Annotated in this window: 12 protein-coding genes, 4 tRNA genes and 1 riboswitch; of the genes, 7 read left to right on the top strand and 9 right to left on the bottom strand. The window is 63.9% G+C overall.

All coding sequences use genetic code 11. The annotated features are described in order from the left end of the window. Positions 1-60: 60 nt before the first annotated feature. The 3 genes from nrdR to AB7A72_RS00595 all read right to left on the bottom strand — a co-directional run bounded on the left by nrdR (position 61) and on the right by AB7A72_RS00595 (position 3,135). On the bottom strand, positions 61-552 hold the full coding sequence (gene nrdR, locus AB7A72_RS00605; RefSeq protein ID WP_313335543.1) for a transcriptional regulator NrdR: 492 nt from the start codon (positions 550-552) through the stop codon (positions 61-63). Positions 553-572: 20 nt separating this feature from the next. Next, positions 573-1,817, bottom strand: a complete 1,245-nt coding sequence (gene glyA, locus AB7A72_RS00600; protein WP_369458678.1) for a serine hydroxymethyltransferase — start codon at positions 1,815-1,817, stop codon at positions 573-575. 57 nt (positions 1,818-1,874) lie between these two features. Next, a riboswitch (ZMP/ZTP riboswitch) is annotated at positions 1,875-2,037 on the bottom strand. 126 nt (positions 2,038-2,163) lie between these two features. Continuing rightward, positions 2,164-3,135, bottom strand: a complete 972-nt coding sequence (locus AB7A72_RS00595) for a lytic transglycosylase domain-containing protein (protein ID WP_239811586.1) — start codon at positions 3,133-3,135, stop codon at positions 2,164-2,166. A gap of 1,191 nt (positions 3,136-4,326) precedes the next feature. Here AB7A72_RS00595 and AB7A72_RS00590 point away from each other — a divergent pair. After that, positions 4,327-8,301 (top strand): DUF748 domain-containing protein, encoded by a 3,975-nt coding sequence (locus tag AB7A72_RS00590; RefSeq protein ID WP_369458677.1) that lies wholly within the window; start codon positions 4,327-4,329, stop codon positions 8,299-8,301. Between the two features lie 390 nt (positions 8,302-8,691). Then, positions 8,692-11,445 (top strand): DUF349 domain-containing protein, encoded by a 2,754-nt coding sequence (locus AB7A72_RS00585; protein ID WP_369458676.1) that lies wholly within the window; start codon positions 8,692-8,694, stop codon positions 11,443-11,445. Between the two features lie 183 nt (positions 11,446-11,628). Here the strand turns inward: AB7A72_RS00585 and AB7A72_RS00580 are convergent. The 4 genes from AB7A72_RS00580 to AB7A72_RS00565 all read right to left on the bottom strand — a co-directional run bounded on the left by AB7A72_RS00580 (position 11,629) and on the right by AB7A72_RS00565 (position 12,639). Then, positions 11,629-11,713: transfer RNA gene (locus AB7A72_RS00580), tRNA-Leu, on the bottom strand. Between the two features lie 172 nt (positions 11,714-11,885). After that, positions 11,886-11,970, bottom strand: a tRNA-Leu gene (locus AB7A72_RS00575). 384 nt (positions 11,971-12,354) lie between these two features. Next, positions 12,355-12,439, bottom strand: a tRNA-Leu gene (locus AB7A72_RS00570). 115 nt (positions 12,440-12,554) lie between these two features. Continuing rightward, positions 12,555-12,639 (bottom strand) — tRNA-Leu (locus AB7A72_RS00565). 19 nt (positions 12,640-12,658) lie between these two features. Here AB7A72_RS00565 and rnr point away from each other — a divergent pair. Beyond that, positions 12,659-14,968, top strand: a complete 2,310-nt coding sequence (rnr, locus tag AB7A72_RS00560) for a ribonuclease R (protein WP_369458675.1) — start codon at positions 12,659-12,661, stop codon at positions 14,966-14,968. Positions 14,969-15,061: 93 nt separating this feature from the next. Further along, the gene (locus AB7A72_RS00555) at positions 15,062-15,820 is read left to right on the top strand and encodes an SDR family oxidoreductase (protein ID WP_312524893.1); all 759 of its coding nucleotides are present in this window, start codon (positions 15,062-15,064) and stop codon (positions 15,818-15,820) included. Positions 15,821-15,836: 16 nt separating this feature from the next. On the opposite strand, the gene AB7A72_RS00550 is transcribed toward AB7A72_RS00555, so the two are convergent. Together AB7A72_RS00550 and AB7A72_RS00545 are read right to left on the bottom strand one after the other, a co-directional pair. Further along, entirely contained in the window at positions 15,837-17,414 is a 1,578-nt protein-coding gene (locus AB7A72_RS00550; protein ID WP_369458674.1) for an NAD(P)H-hydrate dehydratase, read from the bottom strand. Between the two features lie 48 nt (positions 17,415-17,462). Further along, positions 17,463-18,719: an NAD(P)/FAD-dependent oxidoreductase gene (locus AB7A72_RS00545; protein ID WP_369458673.1), complete on the bottom strand. Its 1,257-nt coding sequence runs from the start codon at positions 18,717-18,719 to the stop codon at positions 17,463-17,465. Between the two features lie 414 nt (positions 18,720-19,133). Between AB7A72_RS00545 and rpsB the strand changes: the two genes are divergently transcribed. From rpsB to pyrH, 3 genes are all read left to right on the top strand, one after another. Continuing rightward, the gene (gene rpsB, locus AB7A72_RS00540; RefSeq protein WP_239811593.1) at positions 19,134-19,886 is read left to right on the top strand and encodes a 30S ribosomal protein S2; all 753 of its coding nucleotides are present in this window, start codon (positions 19,134-19,136) and stop codon (positions 19,884-19,886) included. A 113-nt stretch (positions 19,887-19,999) separates the two neighbouring features. After that, complete coding sequence (gene tsf, locus AB7A72_RS00535) at positions 20,000-20,890, top strand: translation elongation factor Ts (RefSeq protein WP_239811594.1); 891 nt, start codon at positions 20,000-20,002, stop codon at positions 20,888-20,890. Between the two features lie 78 nt (positions 20,891-20,968). Beyond that, on the top strand, positions 20,969-21,688 hold the full coding sequence (gene pyrH, locus AB7A72_RS00530; protein ID WP_230771098.1) for a UMP kinase: 720 nt from the start codon (positions 20,969-20,971) through the stop codon (positions 21,686-21,688). Positions 21,689-21,727: the final 39 nt, after the last annotated feature.

Below are 21,727 nucleotides of genomic sequence, written 5' to 3'. Positions count from 1 at the left end.
TCCATGGCTGGCCTCCCCAAATAAAAATGCGAACCCTGGGGTTCGCATTTTTTCGTTGGCTCAGTCCTTTTTACGGGCGCCGTCTTTTTTGGCAGCCGGCGGCGGGGTGGTTACCTCGTCGACGATGGACTTGAACTGGTCAATGTCCTCAAAGCTGCGATACACGCTGGCGTAGCGGATGTAAGCCACCTTATCGAGCTTTTGCAGCTCGGCCATGACCAGCTCCCCGATCAGATGGGTCTGCACCTCGCGCGCACCCAGGGTGCGCAGCTTGTCTTCGACATGCTCGAGTGCCATGTCCACCTTGTCGATGCTTACCGGGCGCTTGCGCAGCGCCAGGCTGAAGGAGCCGCGCAGCTTGCTGCGGTCGTAGTCGATGCGCCGGCCGTCCTTCTTGACGATGACCGGCAGGCTGACTTCGGGCCGCTCGTAGGTGGTGAAGCGCTTTTCGCAATGGCCGCATTGGCGCCTGCGCCGTACAAAGCCGCCGTCTTCTGCAACACGGGTCTCCACCACCTGGGTATCGGGATGGCTGCAGAAGGGGCATTTCATAGGCGCGGGCGCTGCTCAGATCAACGGTAGACGGGGAAACGTGCGGTCAGGGCGTTGACCTTTGCGCGCACGGCGGCGATGTTGGCCTCGTCACGGGGGTTGTCCAGCACGTCGGCGATCAGGTTGGCGGTCAGGCGCGCTTCTTCGTCCTTGAAACCACGGGTGGTCATCGCAGGCGTACCGATACGGATGCCGCTGGTGACCATCGGCTTTTCCGGGTCGTTGGGGATGGAGTTCTTGTTGATCGTCATGTGGGCAGCGCCCAGCACGGCTTCGGCTTCCTTGCCGGTGATGCCCTTGGCGCGCAGGTCCACCAGCATCACGTGGCTTTGCGTGCCACCGGAGATGATGCGCAGGCCGCGCTCGGTCAGGGTCTCGGCCACGATGCGGGCGTTGGTCTTGATCTGCTGGGCATAGGTCTTGAACTCGGGCGACAGCGCTTCCTTGAAAGCCACAGCCTTGGCAGCGATCACATGCATCAGCGGGCCGCCTTGCAGGCCGGGGAACACGGCCGAGTTGATGGCCTTTTCGTGCTCGGCCTTCATCAGGATGACGCCGCCACGTGGGCCGCGCAGGCTCTTGTGGGTCGTCGTCGTCACCACATCAGCGTGGGGCACGGGGTTGGGGTACTCGCCTGCGGCGATCAGACCGGCATAGTGGGCCATGTCCACCATGAAGATCGCGCCGACATCCTTGGCCACCTTGGCAAAGCGGGCGAAGTCGATTTCCAGCGAGTAGGCCGAAGCGCCAGCGATGATCAGCTTGGGCTTGGTCTCGTGCGCCTTCTTTTCCATGGCGTCGTAGTCCAGCTCTTCCTTCGCGTTCAGGCCGTAGGAGACGACGTTGAACCACTTGCCGGAGATGTTCAGCGGCATGCCGTGGGTCAGGTGACCGCCTTCGGCCAGGCTCATGCCCATGATGGTGTCGCCGGGCTTGAGGAAGGCCAGGAAGACTGCCTCGTTGGCGGAGGCGCCGCAATGGGGCTGCACGTTGGCCGCTTCAGCGCCAAACAGCTGCTTGACGCGGTCGATCGCCAGTTGCTCGGCGATATCGACAAATTCGCAGCCGCCGTAGTAGCGCTTGCCGGGGTAGCCTTCGGCGTACTTGTTGGTCAGCTGGGTGCCCTGGGCCCACATCACGGCAGGGGAGGCATAGTTCTCGCTGGCGATCAGCTCGATGTGCTGCTCTTGACGCTGGTTTTCGGCCTGGATGGCTGCAAAGAGTTCTGCGTCGGTCTGTTCGACAAGGATGTTGCGTTGGTACATGGCGGTCGTTGGAGTCAGAAGTGAGCCCTGCCTGCCAACGTTGAGGGTGGCAAAAACAGGGGCTGCCCAGGCGCACGGCTAACACGTGGCGGGTGCGGGGGACGGTGGGCCCGCCCTGGCACTGCACGGTACGCTCCCCGGTGGTTGCTGCAGGCCGGGCCTGCATTCCACGTCAACAATCCGGTCATACAGATGTCTATCGCCAGTCGCGTACCCGGCTAGTGTAGCCGAGGCCACAGCGCGCTGGAGGCAATGGGTTTATCGCGTTCGCCAGTAAAGACCAGGCCCCCAAGCAAAAAGCACCCTCAAGGGGTGCTTTGCCAGGGGGTGAGAGGAAAGCCTGCGCTCAGGAGCCCATGGCCACGGCGGTGGCCTCGGCCTTGGCAGCGGCAGGCAGCGCAGCGGGCTTGTCAGCCAGCGCCACCGTCTCGGCGGCCGCGGCAGCAGCGCTGTTGCTGGCCGCCTTGGCCTTGTCGGCCACGGTAGCGGCCGCTGCCGGCATATCTGCCTGGGCAGACAGCGATGGCTTGGCGGCGGGAGCCACCGGTGCCTTGGGGGTGTTGCTGCGGCCTTCGGCGACTTGCTTGATGCGGAAATGCTCGGCCATCACCTTGGCGGCGTAACCGCCATCGGTGGGCAGGTTGGCAGCGCCCACATAGTACTTGAGACCACCTTCGAGCGAGCCAGCGCGTTCAATGCACTCTTGCAGCACCTTGACACCCACCCGCAGATTGGTCACCGGGTCAAAGGCCGCAAAGTGGCCGCCGAAGTGCTCGTACTTGTCGGTGTGGATCTTGGTCATGACCTGCATCAGGCCTTGCGCACCCACCGAGCTCTGGGCGAAGGGGTTGAAGCTCGATTCCACAGCCATGATCGCCAGGATCAAGGTGGGGTCGAGCTTGGTGTCCTTGCCGACCTGGTAGGCTTCAGAGACGAGCACGGCCAGTGGCTCGGGTGCGACCCGGTATTTCTTGGCCAGCCAGTAGGCGACATTGGCCTGGTTGCGGGGCAACTGCTGGGGATTGCTGGCAGTGGCGCGGTCCACGGCGGCCATCATTGCCGCGTCATCGGCGGCGCTGACGTCCGCGTCGGCAATAGCGGCATCAGCCGCCGGCGCCTGCGTGCGTGCCTGCAACCAGCTGCGCAACTGCGCTTCGCCCGCATGGCGAAGGTCGTCACGCGACACCAGGGTGAGGGCGCAGAACGCCACCACCAGACCGATCAAAGCAAAACTGTTGTGTGCCATGGTCATCAGACCACGGCTGATGGTGGCGCTCAACGAGCGCACACCGGCATCCACTTGCGCGGGAGCCGTCATAGGGATTTTTCCTTTCAAAGTCCCACCACCTCCAAGCGCCCGGTAGGTTTTACATCGGGCGGGGGTCTGGCAGGGTGGGGCCGCACTGTCCTGTGCGGCCACCGGCAGGCCATCTGCGCAGCAGACGGCCCTTGTCGTTTCATGCACGCTCTTGCGTGTCAGGGGCTACGATCAAAACACCGGGAGGGTGTTGACTAAAAAATCAGCAATCAATGCAATGGGCTGAATTCTAGAAGCTTGCTTAATACACAGTCAACACTATTGAATGGCGAAATTAGAAAAAAAAGTAATAAAAAAACGTGTATAGCGGTGCGTCGCCGGCGCGGATCCGGTCGGTGGCGACCGGGCCGCAGCGCGCCGGATGTCCGGCAGAAAAAGCACCGCCGCTTGGGGTCCATCGCGGCGTAAGGCATAGGTCTTGATAGTCTATATTTAATGTTTTTAATAACGTGATTGATATAAAGGATTCGATGAAAAGTCAATCTTTATCAAATGCCGCGCAGCTTTTCTGCTCTGTTTTTATGCAAAGCTGCGGTTCCATTCGCGTATCAGCGGTGACAGCCGCCCAGCCGAAGCGGCGAACTGACAACGTTGTCGGACCCGCGCCGACAAGGCGATTGCTGACTTGATTTGGGTCAGGGGCCTCGCGTCATCAAACGGTCATCGCAGCGGCCACCGGTTTCACAGTAAATTGCCAAAAAACTGTATAAAAACCAGGTTAAAAGCCACAATAACCTAGAACCCCATCAGGTTTTTGGTATTTGTACCTGGGTAAAAATAGTGCAAACGCCTAAATTCCTCATCGGCGTGGTGTTTTTGCCGACCCATTTGGGCCGCGCCGCGTGCGGCAGCACGCAGCCAGCTCGGGCGGGAAGGCCGGTCGGTCGCGCCCGGACCGGCCAGGTCACACCGCCAAGCTTCTTCGCGTTCGGCAGGGCAGGGCGCCGCCCGCTCCGGCGCGCTGCAGCCCTTGCAGGTCTCCATGGAAACCAGGCCTTTCCTCTATATATATGCAGGCTTGCATTCTTCTGGGACAGGCCGGCCAGTTTTGAACGATTGTGAACCCGCCACAGATCGCGCTTTTGTGTGCTAAGCCAATGCCGCTGCGGCAGCTTATTTGGGCACAATGGCTCTTGGTACTGCCAACCGGCCTTGTTGTGGCCGTATGGGCGCTGATTGAGGAACGTCGCCGTGAGCGAAACGCAAGAAACAAACAAGAAAAAGACCGCAGCGGTGCGCTGGTTGCGCCGGCTGGGATGGTGTCTGCTGGCGCTGCTGCTGCTGTGGGCGCTGTCGTGGCTGCTGCTGCCTTGGCTGCTGCGCACCCAGGGTGAGAAGCTGGGCACCGAAAAGCTGGGGCGGGCGGTGCATATCGGCGCGGTGGAGTTCAAGCCCTGGTCGCTGGAGCTGACGGTGCGCGACCTGCAGATCGCGGGCCCCCAGCCCGACAGCCCGGCCATGCTCGCGGTCGAGCGCCTCTATGTGGATGCCGATATCCAGTCCGTTTTCCGGCTGGCGCCGGTGCTCGACGCGATCCAGGTCGACAAGCCGGTGCTGCACCTGGCGCAAACCGCACCCGGCGAGTTTGATGTTGACGAGGTGCTGCAAAAGCTGCGCAGCCCGCAACCCCAGCCCGATGACGGCAAGACGGCGCATTTTGCGCTCTACAACATCGAGCTCAAGGACGGGCAGGTGGCCTTTCGCGACGACACCGTGGGCCAGACCCATGAACTGAAGGATCTGCAACTGGGCATTCCCTTTCTGAGCAATCTGGAGTCCAAGCGCGAGATCAAGGTGCTGCCCCAACTGGCCTTTGTGCTCAATGGCAGCCAGTTTGCGAGCCATGCCGAGGCCACGCCGTTTGCCGACGACCGAAAGGCAGAAGCCCAGTTTGCGATCAAGGACCTCGACCTCCAGCCTTATCTGGCCTATCTCCCCGCGTCCTTGCCGGTCAAGCTGGCTGCCGGTGTGCTCAATGCCGATCTGGCGCTCGCCTTTGAGCAGCAAGAAAAGACCCAGGTGCGCCTGAGCGGCGAAGTGCATGCCAGCGGCGTGCAGGTGCGTGATGCGGCCAACGGTGAATTGCTGGGCTGGGAGCGGCTGGATGTGCAACTGGCCGATGTGCAGCCTTTGTTGGGGCAGGTGCATATCGCCCAACTGGCGCTGGATGGAGCGCAGCTGTCGCTCAAACGGGGCAAGAATGGCCAACTGAGCCTGCTCGATGCCCAGGGCCAGGCGTTGCCGGGGCGGACTGAAGCAGCCGCTGCCACGGAAAAGGCGGAGCCTGGTCCTTCCGTCGCCCGTGCAGACGCTGCAAGCAGCGACGCCAAGGAAGACCAGGCAGAGCCGCAGGTGCCAATGGCCGACTCTGGCGCGTCCGCAGGCAAAGCCAGTACTGGCCAGCCCAGCTGGTCGGTGCGGATCGATGCGCTCAAGCTCAGCCGCCTCAAAGGCGTGTGGGTCGATGAAAGCGTGCCGCTGCCAGCGCGCGTGCAGCTCGATGACTTCAGCATGGAGGCGCAGCACATCGCCTGGCCCTTCAAGGAGCCTTTCCAGTTTGAGGGTTCATCAGGGCTCTCGGGCGCCCAGGGCGTGCCGTCCACCGGCCGTCTGGTGTTCTCGGGCAAGGCGACAGACCAGATGGCGGAGGTGGATGTGCGCACCACGGGCCTGCCGCTGCAGCTGGGCGCTTCTTATCTGACCGGCGTGATCGAGCCGGGCCTGCTGGGCACGATAGACAGCGAGATGCAGCTGAGCCGCCAGGGCACCGCCCTCAAGGTGACGCTCGCGCAGATGCGCGTGTCCGATGTGGCGCTGCAGTGCAATAGCAAGGCCAACTGTGCGCCGCCCCATGGCGCGGCCATCGGCCTCAAGGGCAAGAACAGCCTGCTGGAGCTGCGCCAGTTGCTGGTCCAGGATGCCGTGCTGGACACAGAGGCCCAGCAGGTCAAGCTGGGATCGGTGCAGCTGGTGGAGCCGGTGCTGGGCGTCTCGCGGGCCAAGGACGGCCGCATGATGTTTGAGGACTGGCTGGTGGCCTCGCAGGCCCGCAAAGCCGATGACCGCAAGCCGGCCGCCCAGGCGACCACCGGCAAACCCTGGGATGTGCAGCTGGGCCTGGTCAGCATCAAGGGTGCCCAATTGGCTTTCCAGGACGAGTCCACGGCCCGCAAGGTGGCCTTTCGCCTGACCGGCTGGGATCTGGAGCTGCGCGACTATGCGCCTTTGGCGGCCAAGGCCAAGCCCTCGCCACTGAAGCTCTCGGGCCGCATTGGCAGCGGCCGGGCCGAGCCGGGCCGGGTCGCCTATGAAGGCAGCCTGGGTATGACGCCGCTGTCGGCGGCGGGGCGGCTGAATGTGAGCCAGCTGCCCATCCATGCGTTTGAGCCCTATGCGGCGGCCTTGCTGCCGGTGCGGCTGATGCGGGCGGATGCCAATTTCCGGGGCACGGTGGATTTTGCGCAAACGGACAAGGGGCCGGTGGTGCATGTCAAAGGTGATGCCGGGCTCGATGATGTGCGTGTGCGCCCCTTGGTGGCCGCCGCATCCCCGGCGCCTGCAGACGATGCGGGCGACGACGATGGCAATGGCAATGGCGCAGGCGACGCAGGGCGTAAAGCAGCTGCCCCGGCCGCCAGCCGGGGTGCCGGAACGCTGCGCATGGGGCTGATGGGCGCAGGCGACGACCTGCTGAACTGGAAGCTGCTGAGTCTGCGCGCGCTGGCGGTGGACATGGTGCCCGGCCAGCGCATGAAGGTGCAGGTCGGCGAGACGGCCTTGACCGATTTCTACGCCCGTCTGGTGGTGCAGGAGAACGGCAAGCTCAACCTCCAGGATCTGGGCGCAAGCCGTGCTGCGGCTGCAGCGGGTGAGGCGGCAGCGCCTGAAGGCGTGGTGGTCGAAGCGTCGGGCGGTGCAGCGGTGAGCGCTCCGGCCTCGCCAGCCAGCCCGGAGCCGGCCACCGGGCCGATCATCGACATGGGGCCGATCACCTTGGCAGGTGGTACCGTCAAGTTCAGCGACCAGTTTGTGCGGCCCAACTACTCGGCCGACCTGTCCGAGCTGGCCGGCCGCATGGGCGCCTTCTCGTCCGAGCCCACCGCTGGCCAGTTGCAATTGGCGGAGCTGGAGCTGCGCGGCAAGGCCGAGGGCACCGCGTCGCTGGAGATCACCGGCAAGCTCAATCCGCTGGTCAAGCCACTGGCGCTCAATATCCATGGCAAGGTGCGCGATCTGGAGCTCTCGCCGCTGACGCCCTACAGCATCAAGTACGCCGGCCACGGCATCGAGCGCGGCAAGATGAGCGTCGATGTGCAGTACGACGTGACGCCCGAAGGCATGCTGACGGCGAGCAACAAGCTGGTGCTGAACCAGCTGACCTTTGGTGATGCCGTGCAAGGTGCGCCGGCGAGCCTGCCGGTCAAGCTGGCCGTGGCCTTGCTGGCCGACCGCAATGGGGTGATCGATCTGGACCTGCCGATCAGTGGCTCGCTCAACGATCCGCAGTTCCGTCTCGCGCCGATCATCTTCAAGGTCATTGGCAACCTGATCATGAAGGCGGTGACTTCGCCGTTCGCGCTGCTGTCGGGCGCCTTCGGTGGCAGCAGCGAGGCCAGCCATGTGCCTTTTGCCCCCGGCAGCGCGGTGCTGGATGCGGACAGCAAGCAAAGCCTGGACAAGGTGGCCAAGGCGCTGGAAGAGCGCCCGGCACTGCAGCTGACCGTCTCCGGCCAGGCCGACCTGGAGCGCGAGAAGGACGGCTGGCGCAAGGCCCGCATCGATGACCTGGTGCTGGCGCAAAAGCGCCGTGCCACGGTACGCGCCGGCGGCAAGCCCGAAGACGTGCAGGCAGTGAGCGCTGCCGAGTACCCCGCCTTGCTCAAGGATGTGTACAAACGTGCCGATATCCAGAAGCCGCGCAACCTGGTCGGCATGGCCAGCGACATCCCCGTGGCCGAGATGGAAACCTTGCTGCTGACCAGCATCAGCGTGCCCGACAACGCGATGCGCGAGCTGGCGCTGGCCCGCGGCGTGACCGTGCGCGACTACCTGGCCGGCAAGGGCGTGAAGCTGGAACGCTTGTTCCTGGGCAATGCCAAAACCGAGGGCTTTGGCGATGACAAGGACTGGACGCCGCATGCCGAGCTGAGTCTGGCACCGCGCTGAGCGCTGACACGCCACCGATCAAGGGCTGGGCCGCAGGGTGCCAGCCCTTTGTTTTTGGCCATACTGCGGTTGAATTACCTTATAGCGATGCCCCGTGTGCTTGGAGTCCTCGCCAAACCGGGTCAAAATAGCACCTAGGGACCCTCTGCACCACTCCCTGCCTCGGCCTGAAACCGGACTCGGGCGATCCGCTGCGTTGGCTTTGTTGTCAACGTCTGGCTATGGATTGCAAATGACGCTTAGTCGCATGCCGATCCCCGTCCATGCCGCTGGGCGAGGGGGGATGCAGAGGATTCCTGGCGGTAGGCCCATGCCTGCTGCCCTCTTTTTTATGTGCCAATGGCTGCATTGCCCCGCGATGCAGGCCGTATTTACGACTGAACTGACTCCATGTTCCCCTTTATCTCGCGCAACAAGACGCCCGAAACCCCTGAGCCCGCACCCGCACCCGCCAAGGCGGCCGCTGCCCCCCATCCCCTCGATGGTGTCACCGGTGGTGCTTTTTCGGCTGCCACCTCGGGCGAGCGTGCAGCCAAGGTGCGCGAATGGCTGGCCACCAATCCCGGTGCCGAGCAGCTGCAGGAAGTGTTCAAGGAGCTGTCTGCCCGCGACAAGGGTGCCGCCAAGGCCATCCGTGAGCGCATGGACGAGATGCGCCGCGCCAAGGGGCAGGAAGCCATCGCTGCGGAATGGGCTGAAAAGGCCGACAAACTGCTGGGCGCCTCCAAGCTGAACATTGCCGACGCCCTGGCTTGGCAGCGCGACGCCGCCAAGGCCGGTGCGCCGCTGTCGCGCGAGCCGCTGTCTGCGCTCAAGACCCAGCTGGCCGACCGTGTCAAGACGATTGAAGACCTACAGCACCGCGTGCAGGTGCAGCGTGAGGCGGCAGTGCTGCTGGCCCAGCGCGTCGAAGTGCTCTCCACCAAATCCTACAAGGATGCGCAGTCTGCCGAGGCGGCACTGGCCACCGATGTGCAGCATTGGCAGGACCAGGCTGCGGTGCTGGAAGGCGATGCCAGCTGGGGCAGTGTGGAAGCGCGCTACCCCAGCATGCTGGAGGCCTCCAAGTCGCAGCTGCTGCTGGTCTGGGATGCTTTCCAGTCGGCCCTCAAGCAAACGCTGGCCGCCGCTGACGATGCGCAGGCGCCGCTGCCCACGGTGCCCGTCTGGGCGGACGAGATCCGCGCCGGCCGCGGTCTGCCGACCGAAGTGGAGCAGGCCGCCGCCCGTGCGGCTGCTGCCAAGCCCGCTGCCGATCCGCAGGAATCCAAGCGCGCCAAGCAAGTGGTGCAGGAAGCACTGAAAGCCTTGCAGGCCCACACGGCCGAAGGCCATGGCAAGGGTGCGTCCAGCGCGGCGCAGCAGCTGCGCGCTGCCCTCAAGCAGCATGGCAAGCTGATCGACCAGGATCTTGAATCCCAGGTCAATACCGCGCTGATTGCTGCCGGTGAACTGGAAGGCTGGCAACGCTGGAGCGCCGACAAGGTGCGCGAAGAGTTGCTGGCCAAGGCCCAGGGTCTGCTCGCCCGCCCCGAAGGCCAGGAGCTCGGTGGCCGCAAGCTGCAAGAAGCGCTGCGCCAGCTGCGCGAGGATTGGAAGAAGGCCGACCAAAGCGGCCCCACCAACCATGCGCTGTGGAAAAAGTTTGATGAAGCCTGCAACGCCGCCTACAAGCATGTCGAGGTCTGGTTGGCCAAGGTGCGCGAAGAGGGCGCCAAGCACCGCGCCGAGCGCGAAGCGCTGATCGCCGAACTCAAGGCCTGGGTGGAAGCGCACAAGCCTTCGACCGACTGGAAGCGCATTCAGCGGGACCTGTTCCAGTTTGGTGACCGCTGGCGCGCCAGCGGCCATGTGGGCGAAAAGGCCTATGCCGAACTGCAAGAGGCCTGGAAGGCTGCGCTGCACGAGGCCTCTGCGCCTTTGCATGCGGCCCAGAAGCAGAGCATTGCCCGCCGCGAAGCCATGGTGGCCCAGGCGGTGGAACTGGCCGCTGCGCCCAACCTGAACATTGACGCCGTGCGTGAGCTGCAGCGCCAATGGCAGACCGAGGCCCAGTCCGTGCCGATGGACCGCCGCCATGAGCAAAAGCTCTGGGATGCCTTCCGCAAGCCGCTCGATGAAGCCTTTGCCCGCAAGACGCAGCAGCGCGAGCGCGTGCAGCACCAGCTGAGCGCCCGCGATCAGGCCGTACTCGATGCCTCCAAGGCGCTGGAAGCGGCCAACCACAGCGGCGATGCCGCATGGATCCAGGCTGCGCTGGACGGCTTGCAGCAAGCGCTGCAGGCCCAGCAAGCGCCGGTGTCGGCGGAGCCGGCAGCCGCTGCACCCGCTCCAGCAGCCGTACCTGCAACGGACAAGGACGCTGCTGCTGAGGCGGCTCCGGCAGAGGAAGCGGCCGCTGAAGACGGTGGTGATGCGGGCGGTGCAGAAGTGGCGGCTCCGGCCCCCGCACCTGTGCCGCCCAAGCCCGTGATTGCCCAGCGCAGCGGCGATGACCGCCCTGGCATGCGCCGTGATGCACCCGCAGCTGCTGGCCGCACGGGCAAGCCCGGCGGCGACCGCCGTGACGGCCGGGATGGACGCGACAGCCGTGGCCCGCGCAGCGACCGGGGCCAGGAGCGCCGTGGTGGCGACGACCGCTTTGGCCGTGGTGACCGCATGGACCGCGCGCCGCGTGAAGACCGTGGCCCGCGTCTGGGCGATGCCGCCTTCCGCGCCCAGCGCGATGCGGTGGAGCACGCCCAGGCAGCGCTGCGCAAGCTGGCCACCCAGGCCCACGGCCAGGCACTGACGCAGATGATGGAGGCCTGGAGCAAGCGCGATGCTGCGCTGCTGCCCCAGGCGCAGGATCTGGGCCGCTTGGCCGGCGGCTCGCGCAACAGCTGGAGCCAGGCCATTGCGGCGCCTGCCGCCGGTGATGGCAGCGAAGCGATGCTGCGCCTGGAGATGGCCGCCGAGGTGCCCACCCCGGCTGAGCACATCAATGCCCGCCGTGCGCTGCAATTGCAGTTGCTGACGCGCCGCAATGACCCTTCGCCGCAAGAGACCTGGCAGCAGGATGTGGCCAAGGTACTGGCCACCAGCAGCGACGAGGCCTCGGCCCGCCGTCTGCAAAACGCCTTGAAGGCTTTGCTGAAGAAGTAAAGCTCCCGCAGCGATCCCACAACGCCCTGTGCTGAAACGCCAGGGCGTTTTTTTATGGGCCTAGCGTTATCGGCGGAGAGGCAGGGGTGGCTGGGAGGGGTGGGGGCTGTGCAGCGCGCCCGCCTGCATGCTGGCGCGCGGGCAACAAAAAAGCCATTGCACGGTGTGCAATGGCTTGATGTTTGGTGCCCAGGAGAGGACTCGAACCTCCACGGAGTTACCCGCTAGTACCTGAAACTAGTGCGTCTACCAATTCCGCCACCTGGGCTTTCAGGATGGTGCAATTATAGGGCGGTGTTGGAGGCGGTTTTGGCGAAAGTGCTAAAAATTTTTCAAAAAAGATAGCGAGAGAGTGTGAGTGGTTAGGCGCTGCCGCGATGCATGGCAGGCCCAAAGCAAAAAAGCTGCTGCACATCGTGTATGCAGCAGCTTTTGCTGTTTGGTGCCCAGGAGAGGACTCGAACCTCCACGGAGTTACCCGCTAGTACCTGAAACTAGTGCGTCTACCAATTCCGCCACCTGGGCTTTCAGGGAAGCCGCAATTATAGGGGTGATTTTTCGCAGCTTTCGAGCAAATGCAAAAAATTTTTCAGAAGCTCTGGTTGGGGGGGGGTGCGGTGCTGACAAGGAGCGGGAAGCCGGAGTGCTGTATGAGGAAGCCCGTGGCCTTTGCCGGTGCTGCGCACGCAGCGCTTGGCTCCGATGGCGGGGAGAGATGCCGTCGCAGCGCGTGTGGTTGGAGGGTGCTATGCGCCGACGGTGTGGGCAGGTGGATGGAGCGCTGGCGCTCAACAGCCGCCTTTGCTGGTGGACCAGGAGGCATTGGGCGCTGTGCGCAGGGCGGGGTGCGTTGGAGCGCCGTACAGGCAAAGAAAAAGCCGCTGCACAAAAAGTGCAGCGGCTTATGTCTGGTGCCCAGGAGAGGACTCGAACCTCCACGGAGTTACCCGCTAGTACCTGAAACTAGTGCGTCTACCAATTCCGCCACCTGGGCTGATGATGCAGGGCGATGCCCCTTATCGGCTTTCCTGAAATACCACTGTAGGACCAGCCCGTTAAGACTGATTTTTCACCGTTTTCACAAAACAAGTTGTACTTGTCGTTAAACTTGGTGCCCAGGAGAGGACTCGAACCTCCACGGAGTTACCCGCTAGTACCTGAAACTAGTGCGTCTACCAATTCCGCCACCTGGGCATTTCAGGAAAGAATCAGATTGTATATCAAAAAAACGGCTTCCAAAACAGGAGCAGATAATTTGTCAGAAGAAATTGAAGGTGTAGTCCAAGGCCACCGTGAAGGCCACGGCTTTGTGATCCGGGATGACAACGAGAGCGACATCTACATCCCGGCCAATGAAATGCGCGCCGTACTGCACCGCGATCGGGTCCGTGCCCGCATCGTGCGCACCGACCGCCGGGGACGTCCCGAAGGTCGCATTGTTGAAATCATCGAGCGCTCTGCGCAGCCCATCATTGGCCGCCTGCTGCAGGAAAGCGGCGTCTGGCTCGTGGCTCCGGAAGACAAGCGCTACGGCCAGGATGTGCTGATCCCCAATGGCGCGATCGGCGCCGCCAAGACCGGCCAGGTCGTCGTGGTCGAATTGACCGAGCCGCCGGCCTTGTTTGGCCAGCCTGTGGGCCGCGTGGTCGAGGTGCTGGGCGAGATCGACGACCCCGGCATGGAAATCGAGATTGCGGTGCGCAAATATGGCGTGCCCCATGAGTTCTCGGACGAGTGCCTGGCCTTGGCCAAGAAGCTTCCCGACAAGGTACGCCTGGTCGACCGCAAGGCCCGCATCGACCTGACCGATATCCCGCTGGTCACCATCGACGGCGAGGATGCGCGCGACTTTGACGATGCTGTGTACTGCGAACCCGCCAAAATCGGCCGCACCAAGGGCTGGCGCCTGTTGGTGGCGATTGCCGATGTGAGCCACTATGTGCAAAACGGCAATGCCATCGACGTCGATGCCTACGACCGTGCGACCAGCGTCTACTTTCCGCGCCGCGTGATCCCCATGCTGCCGGAAAAGCTCTCCAATGGCCTGTGCTCGCTGAACCCGAATGTGGACCGCCTGTGCATGGTGGCCGATATGCTGGTCACCGCCGATGGCGAGCTGCAGGCCTACCAGTTCTACCCCGCCGTGATGCACAGCCATGCCCGTTTTACCTATACCGAGGTGGCAGCCATCCTGGCCAACACCCGGGGCCAGGACGCGATCAAGCGCAAGGAGCGCGTGGCCGACCTGCTGAACCTGCATGACGTGTACAAGGCGCTGCTGTCGGCGCGCGGCCGCCGCGGCGCGGTGGATTTCGAAACCACCGAAACCCAGATCATCTGCGACGAGAACGGCCGCATCGAGAAAATCGTGCCGCGCACGCGCACCGAGGCCCACCGCCTGATTGAGGAGGCCATGCTGGCAGCCAATGTCTGCGCGGCAGATTTCATCCAGCAAAGCGGCCAGCCCGGGCTCTTCCGGGTGCACGAAGGCCCCACGCCCGAGAAGCAGGACATTCTGCGTGGCTACCTCAAGGCCATGGGGGTGGGCCTGTCGATCAGTGACGACCCGAGCCCGGCCGAGTTCCAGGCCATTGCCCAGGCCACCAAGGACCGGCCTGACGCCCAGCAGATCCACACCATGCTGCTGCGCTCGATGCAGCAGGCGATCTACACGCCGATCAACAGTGGCCACTTTGGCTTGGGCTACGAGGCATATACCCACTTCACCAGCCCGATCCGCCGTTACCCCGATTTGCTGGTGCACCGCGTCATCAAGGCCGCGTTGCTGGGCAAGCGCTACCAGTTGCCGCTGCTGCCCACGCCGGGTGAGGCGGAGGCCAAGCTGGCCAAGCGCCTGGCCAGCCGGGTGGCGGCCCCCAAGCAGAAGCTGCAGGCCGAGCGCGTGCAACGCGTGTCACGCGAAGTGCAGGCCTGGGAGGCGGCCGGCCTGCATTGCAGTGCCAATGAGCGCCGTGCCGATGAGGCCAGCCGCGATGTCGAGGCCTGGCTCAAGTGCAAGTACATGCGCGAGCACCTGGGCGAGGAATACAGCGGCATGGTGTCTGCGGTTACCTCGTTCGGCCTGTTCGTGACCTTGGACCAGCTCTATGTCGAGGGTCTGATCCATATCACCGAGCTGGGTGGCGATTATTTCCGCTTTGACGAGATGCGCCAGGAGCTGCGCGGCGAGCGTACGGGCATCCGCTACACGATCGGTACGCGCCTGCAGATCCAGGTCAGCCGTGTGGATCTGGATGCGCGCAAGATCGACTTCCGCCTGGTGCGCGAGGGCGAGGATGCGGCCCGTGCCCCGGCCTCCAACGCCCGTGCGGCGAACAAGGTGGCATCGTCACCTTCGAGCCGCCAGCGCGAGGGCCGCGATGAAGCCTATGACGCCCAGCGCGCCAGCCTCAAGCGCAAGGCCAAGGGCGCCGCGCACGGTGCCGGCAAGCCGCGTGGCAATGACCGGGGCGCAGGCGCCAGCAAACAACCGGGACAGAAGACCCCGCGCAAACGCCGCTGATCTGCTGTGAATTCACTATGATCGAAGCCAGGCCATCCCAGCGATGGCCTGGCTTTTTTGTTCACTGAGCTGAGAACTTTCCAAGGAGTACGGATGACCGAGAAGACGCGCAAGATTGCAGTGGTGACCGGTGCGGGCACCGGGATTGGCCGCGCAGCGGCGCTGGCATTGATGAAGGATGGCTGGTCCGTCGTGCTGGCGGGCCGCCGCGAGCAGCCTTTGCAGGAGGTGGCCAGCCATGCGGCAGATGCAGGCCAGGCCTTGGTGGTGCCCACCGACGTGGCCGACCCGGTTGCCGTCAAGGCCTTGTTCGATGCAGCGGTGGCCCGGTTTGGCCGGGTGGACATGCTGTTCAACAACGCCGGGCGCGGCGCGCCTGCGGTGCCGATCGATGAGCTGCCGGTGGAGACCTGGCAGGATGTCGTCAATGTGAACCTCAATGGCATGTTCTATTGCCTGCAGCAGGCCTTCCGCGTGATGCGCCAGCAGTCGCCGATGGGCGGCCGCATCATCAACAATGGCTCGATCTCGGCCCATGCGCCCCGGCCCATGTCGATTGCCTATACGGCCACCAAGCATGCCGTGATGGGCCTGACCAAGACCGCCGCGCTCGATGGCCGCAAGTACGACATCGCCGTGGGCCAGATCGACGTGGGCAATGCCGGCACCGAGCTGGCGATGCGCATGACCCAGGGCGTCATGCAGGCGCATGGCGAGATAGCGCCCGAGCCATTGATGGATGTGGACGTGGTGGGCCAGTCGGTGCTCTACATGGCCAATCTGCCGCCGGAATGCAATGTGCTGTTCCACACGGTGATGGCCACCAAGATGCCCTTTGTCGGGCGTGGCTGAGCCGGTCGGTGGTTGGTCAGCCGGGCCGTTGCAGGCTGCGCGCCAGGCGTGATGCCGTCAGCATCCGCGCTGGCGGCCAGGTGTCGGCGGCATGGCCGTGCAGCCAGACGGCATTGAGCAGCGGCTGCCACGCCTCTGCCCAGCTGCTGCCGGGCGGAAGGGCTGCCAGGTGCGCGCCAATGCAGCCGGCCAGCACATCGCCGGTGCCGCCTATCGACAGGCGGGCATTGCCGCTGTGGTTGATCGCATAGCGCCCATCCGGCGCTGCCACTATCGATCCACTGCCCTTGAGCACCACCAGGCACTGCCATTGCTGTGCCGCCTGGCGTGCGGCGCCAATGCGGTCACGCTGAACCTGTTCGGTGCTGCTGTCCAACAGGCGCGCCAGCTCCAGCGGATGGGGAGTGAGTACCGTGGGCCCGGTCGAACTGGCTTGGGCTGCCCTTCGTTGTAGCATTTGTTGCAGCGCTGGTTGCGCGGCAAGGGCGTTGAGCGCATCGGCATCCAGCACCAGGCTGCCCGCATGCTGCAAGACCTGGGGGAGCACCCCGGCCACCAGGCTGCCGCCACCGCAGCCGCACACCAGGCTGCCGCGCAAGGCGCGCGTGGCCTCCAGCGACCGGAGCATGATGTCCGCTGCAATGCCCGCAGGTCTGGGTGATGCGGGGGTGCTGCCCAGCAGGTGCAGCATGACCCTGCCAGCGCCCGCATGCAGCGCCGCGCTGGCGGCCAGCATGGCGGCGCCTTCCATGCCCTGGCCATCGTGGCTGGCGCTTTGGCCGCCGATCACCGCGACATCGCCAAACAGGCCTTTGTGGCTGTTGTGGGTGGGTAATGGCGTTTGAGCTTGGGTGACCAGTTGACCGGTGCCTGAGGGGGCATCGATGCCAGCGGCAGGCATCTGGTCACAGCGCCAAACCGGGTTCTGCGCCAGCAGCGGTGCCAGCCAGACCTCGCCCGCCCAGTCGCGCCCCTGCAAAGTAAAGAGCCCGGGCTTGAGTGCCAGCATGCTGAGCGTGACGCGGCGCCCTCGGGGTGCTTGCGGTGCCAGCGGCGCCAGCCAGGGCAGCCAGGCGCCGGTATCGGCCAGCAGGCCCGAGGGGGTGTCGATGCACAGCACATCGCGATCGGTGTCCAGCAGGCGTTGCAGCCAGGCCCGCACGGGGCCTTCGGCGGGGGTGCTGCGGTCAGCGCGCAGGCCCATCCCCCATAGCGCATCGATCGCCAGGTCGAAATGCGCGGGTGGCTGGTCGCTGATGGGCACGCCTGCTGCCTGGGCGCGTTGCAGCGCATGGGCGGCATCGGTGGGCAGGGCCTTGCCGGCGCTGGGCTGCAAGCTGATGTGCACGGTCTTGCCGGCGGCCTGCAGATGGATGGCGGCCTCCAAGCCGTCGCCGCCGTTGTTGCCGGCACCGCACACCACCCATATATGACGGGCATGTGGCGCGATCGCCAGTGCCAGGCGTGCCGTGGCTGCGCCGGCGCGGGCCATCAGGCTGTAGTGGGGCAGCGTGCGGGCCAGCGCTTGCTCGCGCTCGCGCACCTGGTCGCTGGATAGCAGGGCGGGGTAGGGCAGTGCGGCAGTAGCAGGCATGGCGCTATCGTAGCGCAGGCACGGGCCGCCGATGGCCGGCGCGGCGCGTCAGCGCAGGCGTTGCAGGTCCAGCGCAGCGGGGTCGGTGCTGGTGCTCTGCCCGGTCATCAACTGGCGCACATGGTGGGCGCAGCCCATCGACAAGCCCCAGCCAAAGCCGCCATGGGCGGTATTGAGCCAGATGCCCGGAATGCCGGACGCGCCCACCACCGGCAGGCCGTCGGGAACGGTCAAACGTGCGCCGCGCCACATCTGCAAGATGGATTGGCTGGGCTGGATGCAGCCCGGGAACCACTCCAACAGCACGCTGATGAGCGCGTGGCGTGCGTCATCGCTGCGCTCCGGGCTGTCGGGGTAGCCCAGTTCGGCACCGCCGCTGATGCGCAGGCGTGAACCCTGGCGGGTCAGGATCATGTTGTTTTCCAGATCGATGACCGCGCGGCGGGGAGCCAGGGACTCCTCGCTGATCTGGATGCTGGCACTGTAGCTATGGATAGGGGCGCTGGGCAGCTGCACATGGTGCGGGCGCAGCAACTGGTTGGTGTGGGTGCCGGCGCAGAGCACCACGGCATCAAAATCCTGCGAGCCGCTCGCCCATTGCAGGCGCACGCCACTGCCCGTGCTCTGGATGCCGCTGATGGCGTGCTGGGTGTGCAGCTGCAGCCCATGCGTTTGCAGCGCCTGCAGCAGCCCTTGTGAAAACAGGCGCCCGTTGCCCGACCAGGCTTCAGGCAGGTACAGGGCGCCGGCGATCTGTATCTCGGTGGCCAGGCCCGGCTCGATCGCGCGGGTCTCTGCCTCGTTGCAGCGCTGGTAGTCAATGTGCGCGGCCGACAGGCGGCGGGTCAGCTCGTACAGTGCTGCTGCGCTGGGCTCCTTGCGCAGCGGCAGCAGCAGCCCTTGGCTGAACTGGCCGTTGATGTCCAGCATTTCCTGCAGGTGTTGCATGCGCTGCATGGCCAGCAGTTCCAGCGACTGCAGCGCAGGAAGGACTTCGCTGTCGCGCAGCTTCTTGGCCACCGCCTGCTGCCGGCGCGCCCAGCGGCGCGGTGAAGACAGCACGCCGCCCTGGATCTGCAATTCCGAAAATGCCGGGCGCGCCAGGCCCAGTTGCAGCACCTGCTGAAACGCCGTTGCGCCCCATGGATTGATCGCGCAGGGCCACATCAGCCCTGAAGGGGCAAAGCTGGCTTCCTCGCCGGCTGCCCGGTGCTGTTCGAAAACACTGACCTCGTTGCCGGCTTCCATCAGCTCGAACGCAGTTGCTATACCTGCAATGCCTGCTCCAACGATCGCAATCTTCATAACAACAAAAACAGGGGGCCGTTCATAGAGTGGGGCACGGCGCTTGCAAGCATTTGCAAAAGCCGTGCGTTCGAGTGCCAGATTGTGCCCAGTTTTTTGCAATGCCCGTTGTAAGGGTAGCCACTGTGGCTCAAAAAACGCAAGCAATCGTCAAGCTGAGTGCGCCTGGCTGGTGGTTCATGGGATGTGGGCGGCGCGGGCAGATCGCCAGCTGCCGTGGGAGGCGGGTGCGACTTCTTCGCGGCCCACTTCAGACTATGTTAGAATCCTAGGGTTTTGCCGAGTGTAGCTTGCTGCATCGGTTCAAAACGAAATCGCAAACCTGCCTACCTAAGGTGTTGCGGCATGCGGTGCGCAGGCACGGCGGCCGTGATAGTTGGGCAGAATTTTAGACCTAACCTTCGGAGAAGATATATGTCCGTTACGATGCGCGAGATGCTGGAAGCCGGCGTCCACTTTGGCCACCAAACCCGTTTCTGGAACCCCAAAATGGGCCAGTACATTTTCGGTAGCCGCAACAAGATTCACATCATCAACCTGGAAAAGACCCTGCCTCTGTTCCAGGACGCACAAAAGTTCATCAAGCAGCTGTCGGCCAACCGCGGCACGATCCTGATGGTTGGCACCAAGCGCCAAGCGCGCGAAATCCTGGCCACCGAAGCACAACGTGCTGGCGTGCCTTACGTCGACCAGCGCTGGTTGGGCGGCATGCTGACCAACTTCAAGACCGTCAAGACCTCGATCAAGCGTCTGAAGGACATGAAGGCGCAGCAAGAAGCCGGTCTGGAATCGATGAGCAAGAAAGAGCAGCTGATGTTTGCTCGTGAGCTGGAAAAGCTGGAAAAGGACATCGGCGGCATTCAAGACATGAACGCGCTGCCTGACGCCATTTTCGTGATCGACGTGGGCTACCACAAGATTGCCATCGCTGAAGCCAAGAAGCTGGGCATTCCTCTGATCGGCGTGGTTGACACCAACCACAACCCAGAAGGTATCGACTACGTGATCCCTGGTAACGATGACTCGGCCAAGGCTGTGGAGCTGTATGCTCGCGGTATCGCCGACGCCATCCTGGAAGGCCGTGCCAACGCCGTGAACGACGTGGTCAAGGCTGCTTCCGGCGAAGAAGGCGACGAGTTTGTGGAAGTGGAAAACACCGCTGCTTAATCCACAGGGCTGCCCATTGGGCCGCGAATGAAAAGCGGGGCTCCACATCAGCCCCGTTTTTTTTACCTACGTTTCCACAATCACCCCAACTGAACTGAATACGGAGAGAGAAAATGGCAATTACCGCAAGCATGGTGGCAGAACTGCGCGCTAAGACCGACGCGCCCATGATGGAATGCAAGAAGGCACTGACCGAGGCTGATGGCGACATGGCCAAGGCTGAAGAGCTGCTGCGCGTCAAGCTGGGCACCAAGGCCGGCAAGGCAGCATCGCGTATTGCCGCTGAAGGCGTGATCGCCGCAGTGGTGGAAGGCAACACCGGCGCGATCATCGAAGTCAACAGCGAAACCGACTTCGTCTCCAAGAACGACAGCTTCATCGCTCTGGCCAATGCAGCGGCCAAGCTGGTGTCCGAAAAGAACCCTGCCGACGTGGCAGCGCTGAGCGCACTGGCTTACGAGCAAGACGGCTTTGGCCCCACCCTGGAAGACGTGCGCAAGGGCCTGGTCGGCAAGATCGGCGAGAACATGTCGTTCCGCCGCTTCAAGCGCTTCGAAGGCAGCAACCTGGCGCTGTACCTGCACGGCACCCGCATCGGTGTGGTGGTGGAGTTCGAAGGCGACGCACAAGCGGCCAAGGACGTGGCAATGCACGTGGCTGCGATGAAGCCCGTGGCGCTGACCAGCGCTGATGTGCCTGCCGAGCTGATCGAAAAGGAACGCACCGTCGCTGCCGCCAAGGCTGAAGAGTCGGGCAAGCCTGCTGACATCGCTGCCAAGATGGTGGACGGCGCTGTGCAGAAGTACCTCAAGGAAGTCTCGCTGTTCAACCAGGTCTTCGTGAAGGCCGCTGACGGCAAGCAGACCGTTGAGCAAATGCTCAAGGCCGCCAACACCTCGATCAAGGGCTTCACGCTCTACGTGGTGGGTGAGGGCATTGAGAAGAAGGTGGATGACTTCGCTGCCGAGGTCGCCGCGCAGGTTGCGGCCGCCAAGGGCCAGTAATCATCCTGACAAAGGGGCTACGGCCCCTTTGTTTCACCTATCGTTTTTTCCCCATCCCCACACCTGGAGCTCTCCACCATGTCCCAAAGCCCTGCCCACAAGCGCATTCTTCTCAAACTCTCCGGTGAAGCTCTGATGGGGGATGATGCTTTCGGCATCAACCGCGCCACCATCGTGCGCATGGTCGAGGAGATTGCCGAGGTGACGCGGCTGGGCGTGGAAGTCGCTGTCGTGATCGGCGGCGGCAATATTTTCCGTGGTGTGGCCGGCGGCTCGGTCGGCATGGACCGTGCCACTGCCGATTACATGGGCATGCTCGCGACAGTGATGAATGCGCTGGCGCTGGCCGATGCGATGGACAAGCAGGGCCTGACCGCCCGCGTGATGTCGGCCATCGGTATCGAGCAGGTGGTGGAGCCCTATGTGCGCCCCAAGGCGCTGCAGTACCTCGAAGAGGGCAAGGTCGTGGTGTTTGCCGCTGGAACCGGCAACCCCTTCTTCACCACCGATACCGCAGCGGCGCTGCGCGGCGCTGAAATTGGCGCAGAATTGGTGCTCAAGGCCACCAAGGTCGATGGCGTCTACACGGCCGATCCGATGAAGGATCCCAATGCCACGCTCTACACCAAGCTGAGTTTCGATGAAGCCATGAACCGCAACCTGGGCATCATGGATGCCACGGCCTTTGCCCTGTGCCGTGATCAGAAACTGCCTATCCGTGTATTCTCGATCATCAAGAGCGGCGCGCTCAAGCGCGTGGTGATGGGCGAAGAAGAGGGCACGCTGGTGTACGCCTGACCGGCGGCTGGCGTGTGCAAGTGCAGAATGTGGTAGTTA

The sequence above is a fragment of the Comamonas sediminis genome (assembly GCF_041107495.1).
In the GTDB taxonomy this organism is placed as follows: Bacteria; Pseudomonadota; Gammaproteobacteria; order Burkholderiales; family Burkholderiaceae_C; genus Comamonas; species Comamonas sediminis.
The sequence above is the reverse complement of the archived record's forward strand: the minus strand, read 5'-3'. Positions and strand labels throughout refer to the sequence as shown.

Coding starts and splice junctions, on each gene's coding strand:
- nrdR (WP_313335543.1), bottom strand. CDS start 552: ATGAAATGCCCCTTCTGCAGCCATCCCGATACCCAGGTGGTGGAGACC.
- glyA (WP_369458678.1), bottom strand. CDS start 1,817: ATGTACCAACGCAACATCCTTGTCGAACAGACCGACGCAGAACTCTTT.
- AB7A72_RS00595 (WP_239811586.1), bottom strand. CDS start 3,135: ATGACGGCTCCCGCGCAAGTGGATGCCGGTGTGCGCTCGTTGAGCGCC.
- AB7A72_RS00585 (WP_369458676.1), top strand. CDS start 8,692: ATGTTCCCCTTTATCTCGCGCAACAAGACGCCCGAAACCCCTGAGCCC.
- AB7A72_RS00555 (WP_312524893.1), top strand. CDS start 15,062: ATGACCGAGAAGACGCGCAAGATTGCAGTGGTGACCGGTGCGGGCACC.
- AB7A72_RS00550 (WP_369458674.1), bottom strand. CDS start 17,414: ATGCCTGCTACTGCCGCACTGCCCTACCCCGCCCTGCTATCCAGCGAC.
- AB7A72_RS00545 (WP_369458673.1), bottom strand. CDS start 18,719: ATGAAGATTGCGATCGTTGGAGCAGGCATTGCAGGTATAGCAACTGCG.
- rpsB (WP_239811593.1), top strand. CDS start 19,134: ATGTCCGTTACGATGCGCGAGATGCTGGAAGCCGGCGTCCACTTTGGC.
- tsf (WP_239811594.1), top strand. CDS start 20,000: ATGGCAATTACCGCAAGCATGGTGGCAGAACTGCGCGCTAAGACCGAC.
- pyrH (WP_230771098.1), top strand. CDS start 20,969: ATGTCCCAAAGCCCTGCCCACAAGCGCATTCTTCTCAAACTCTCCGGT.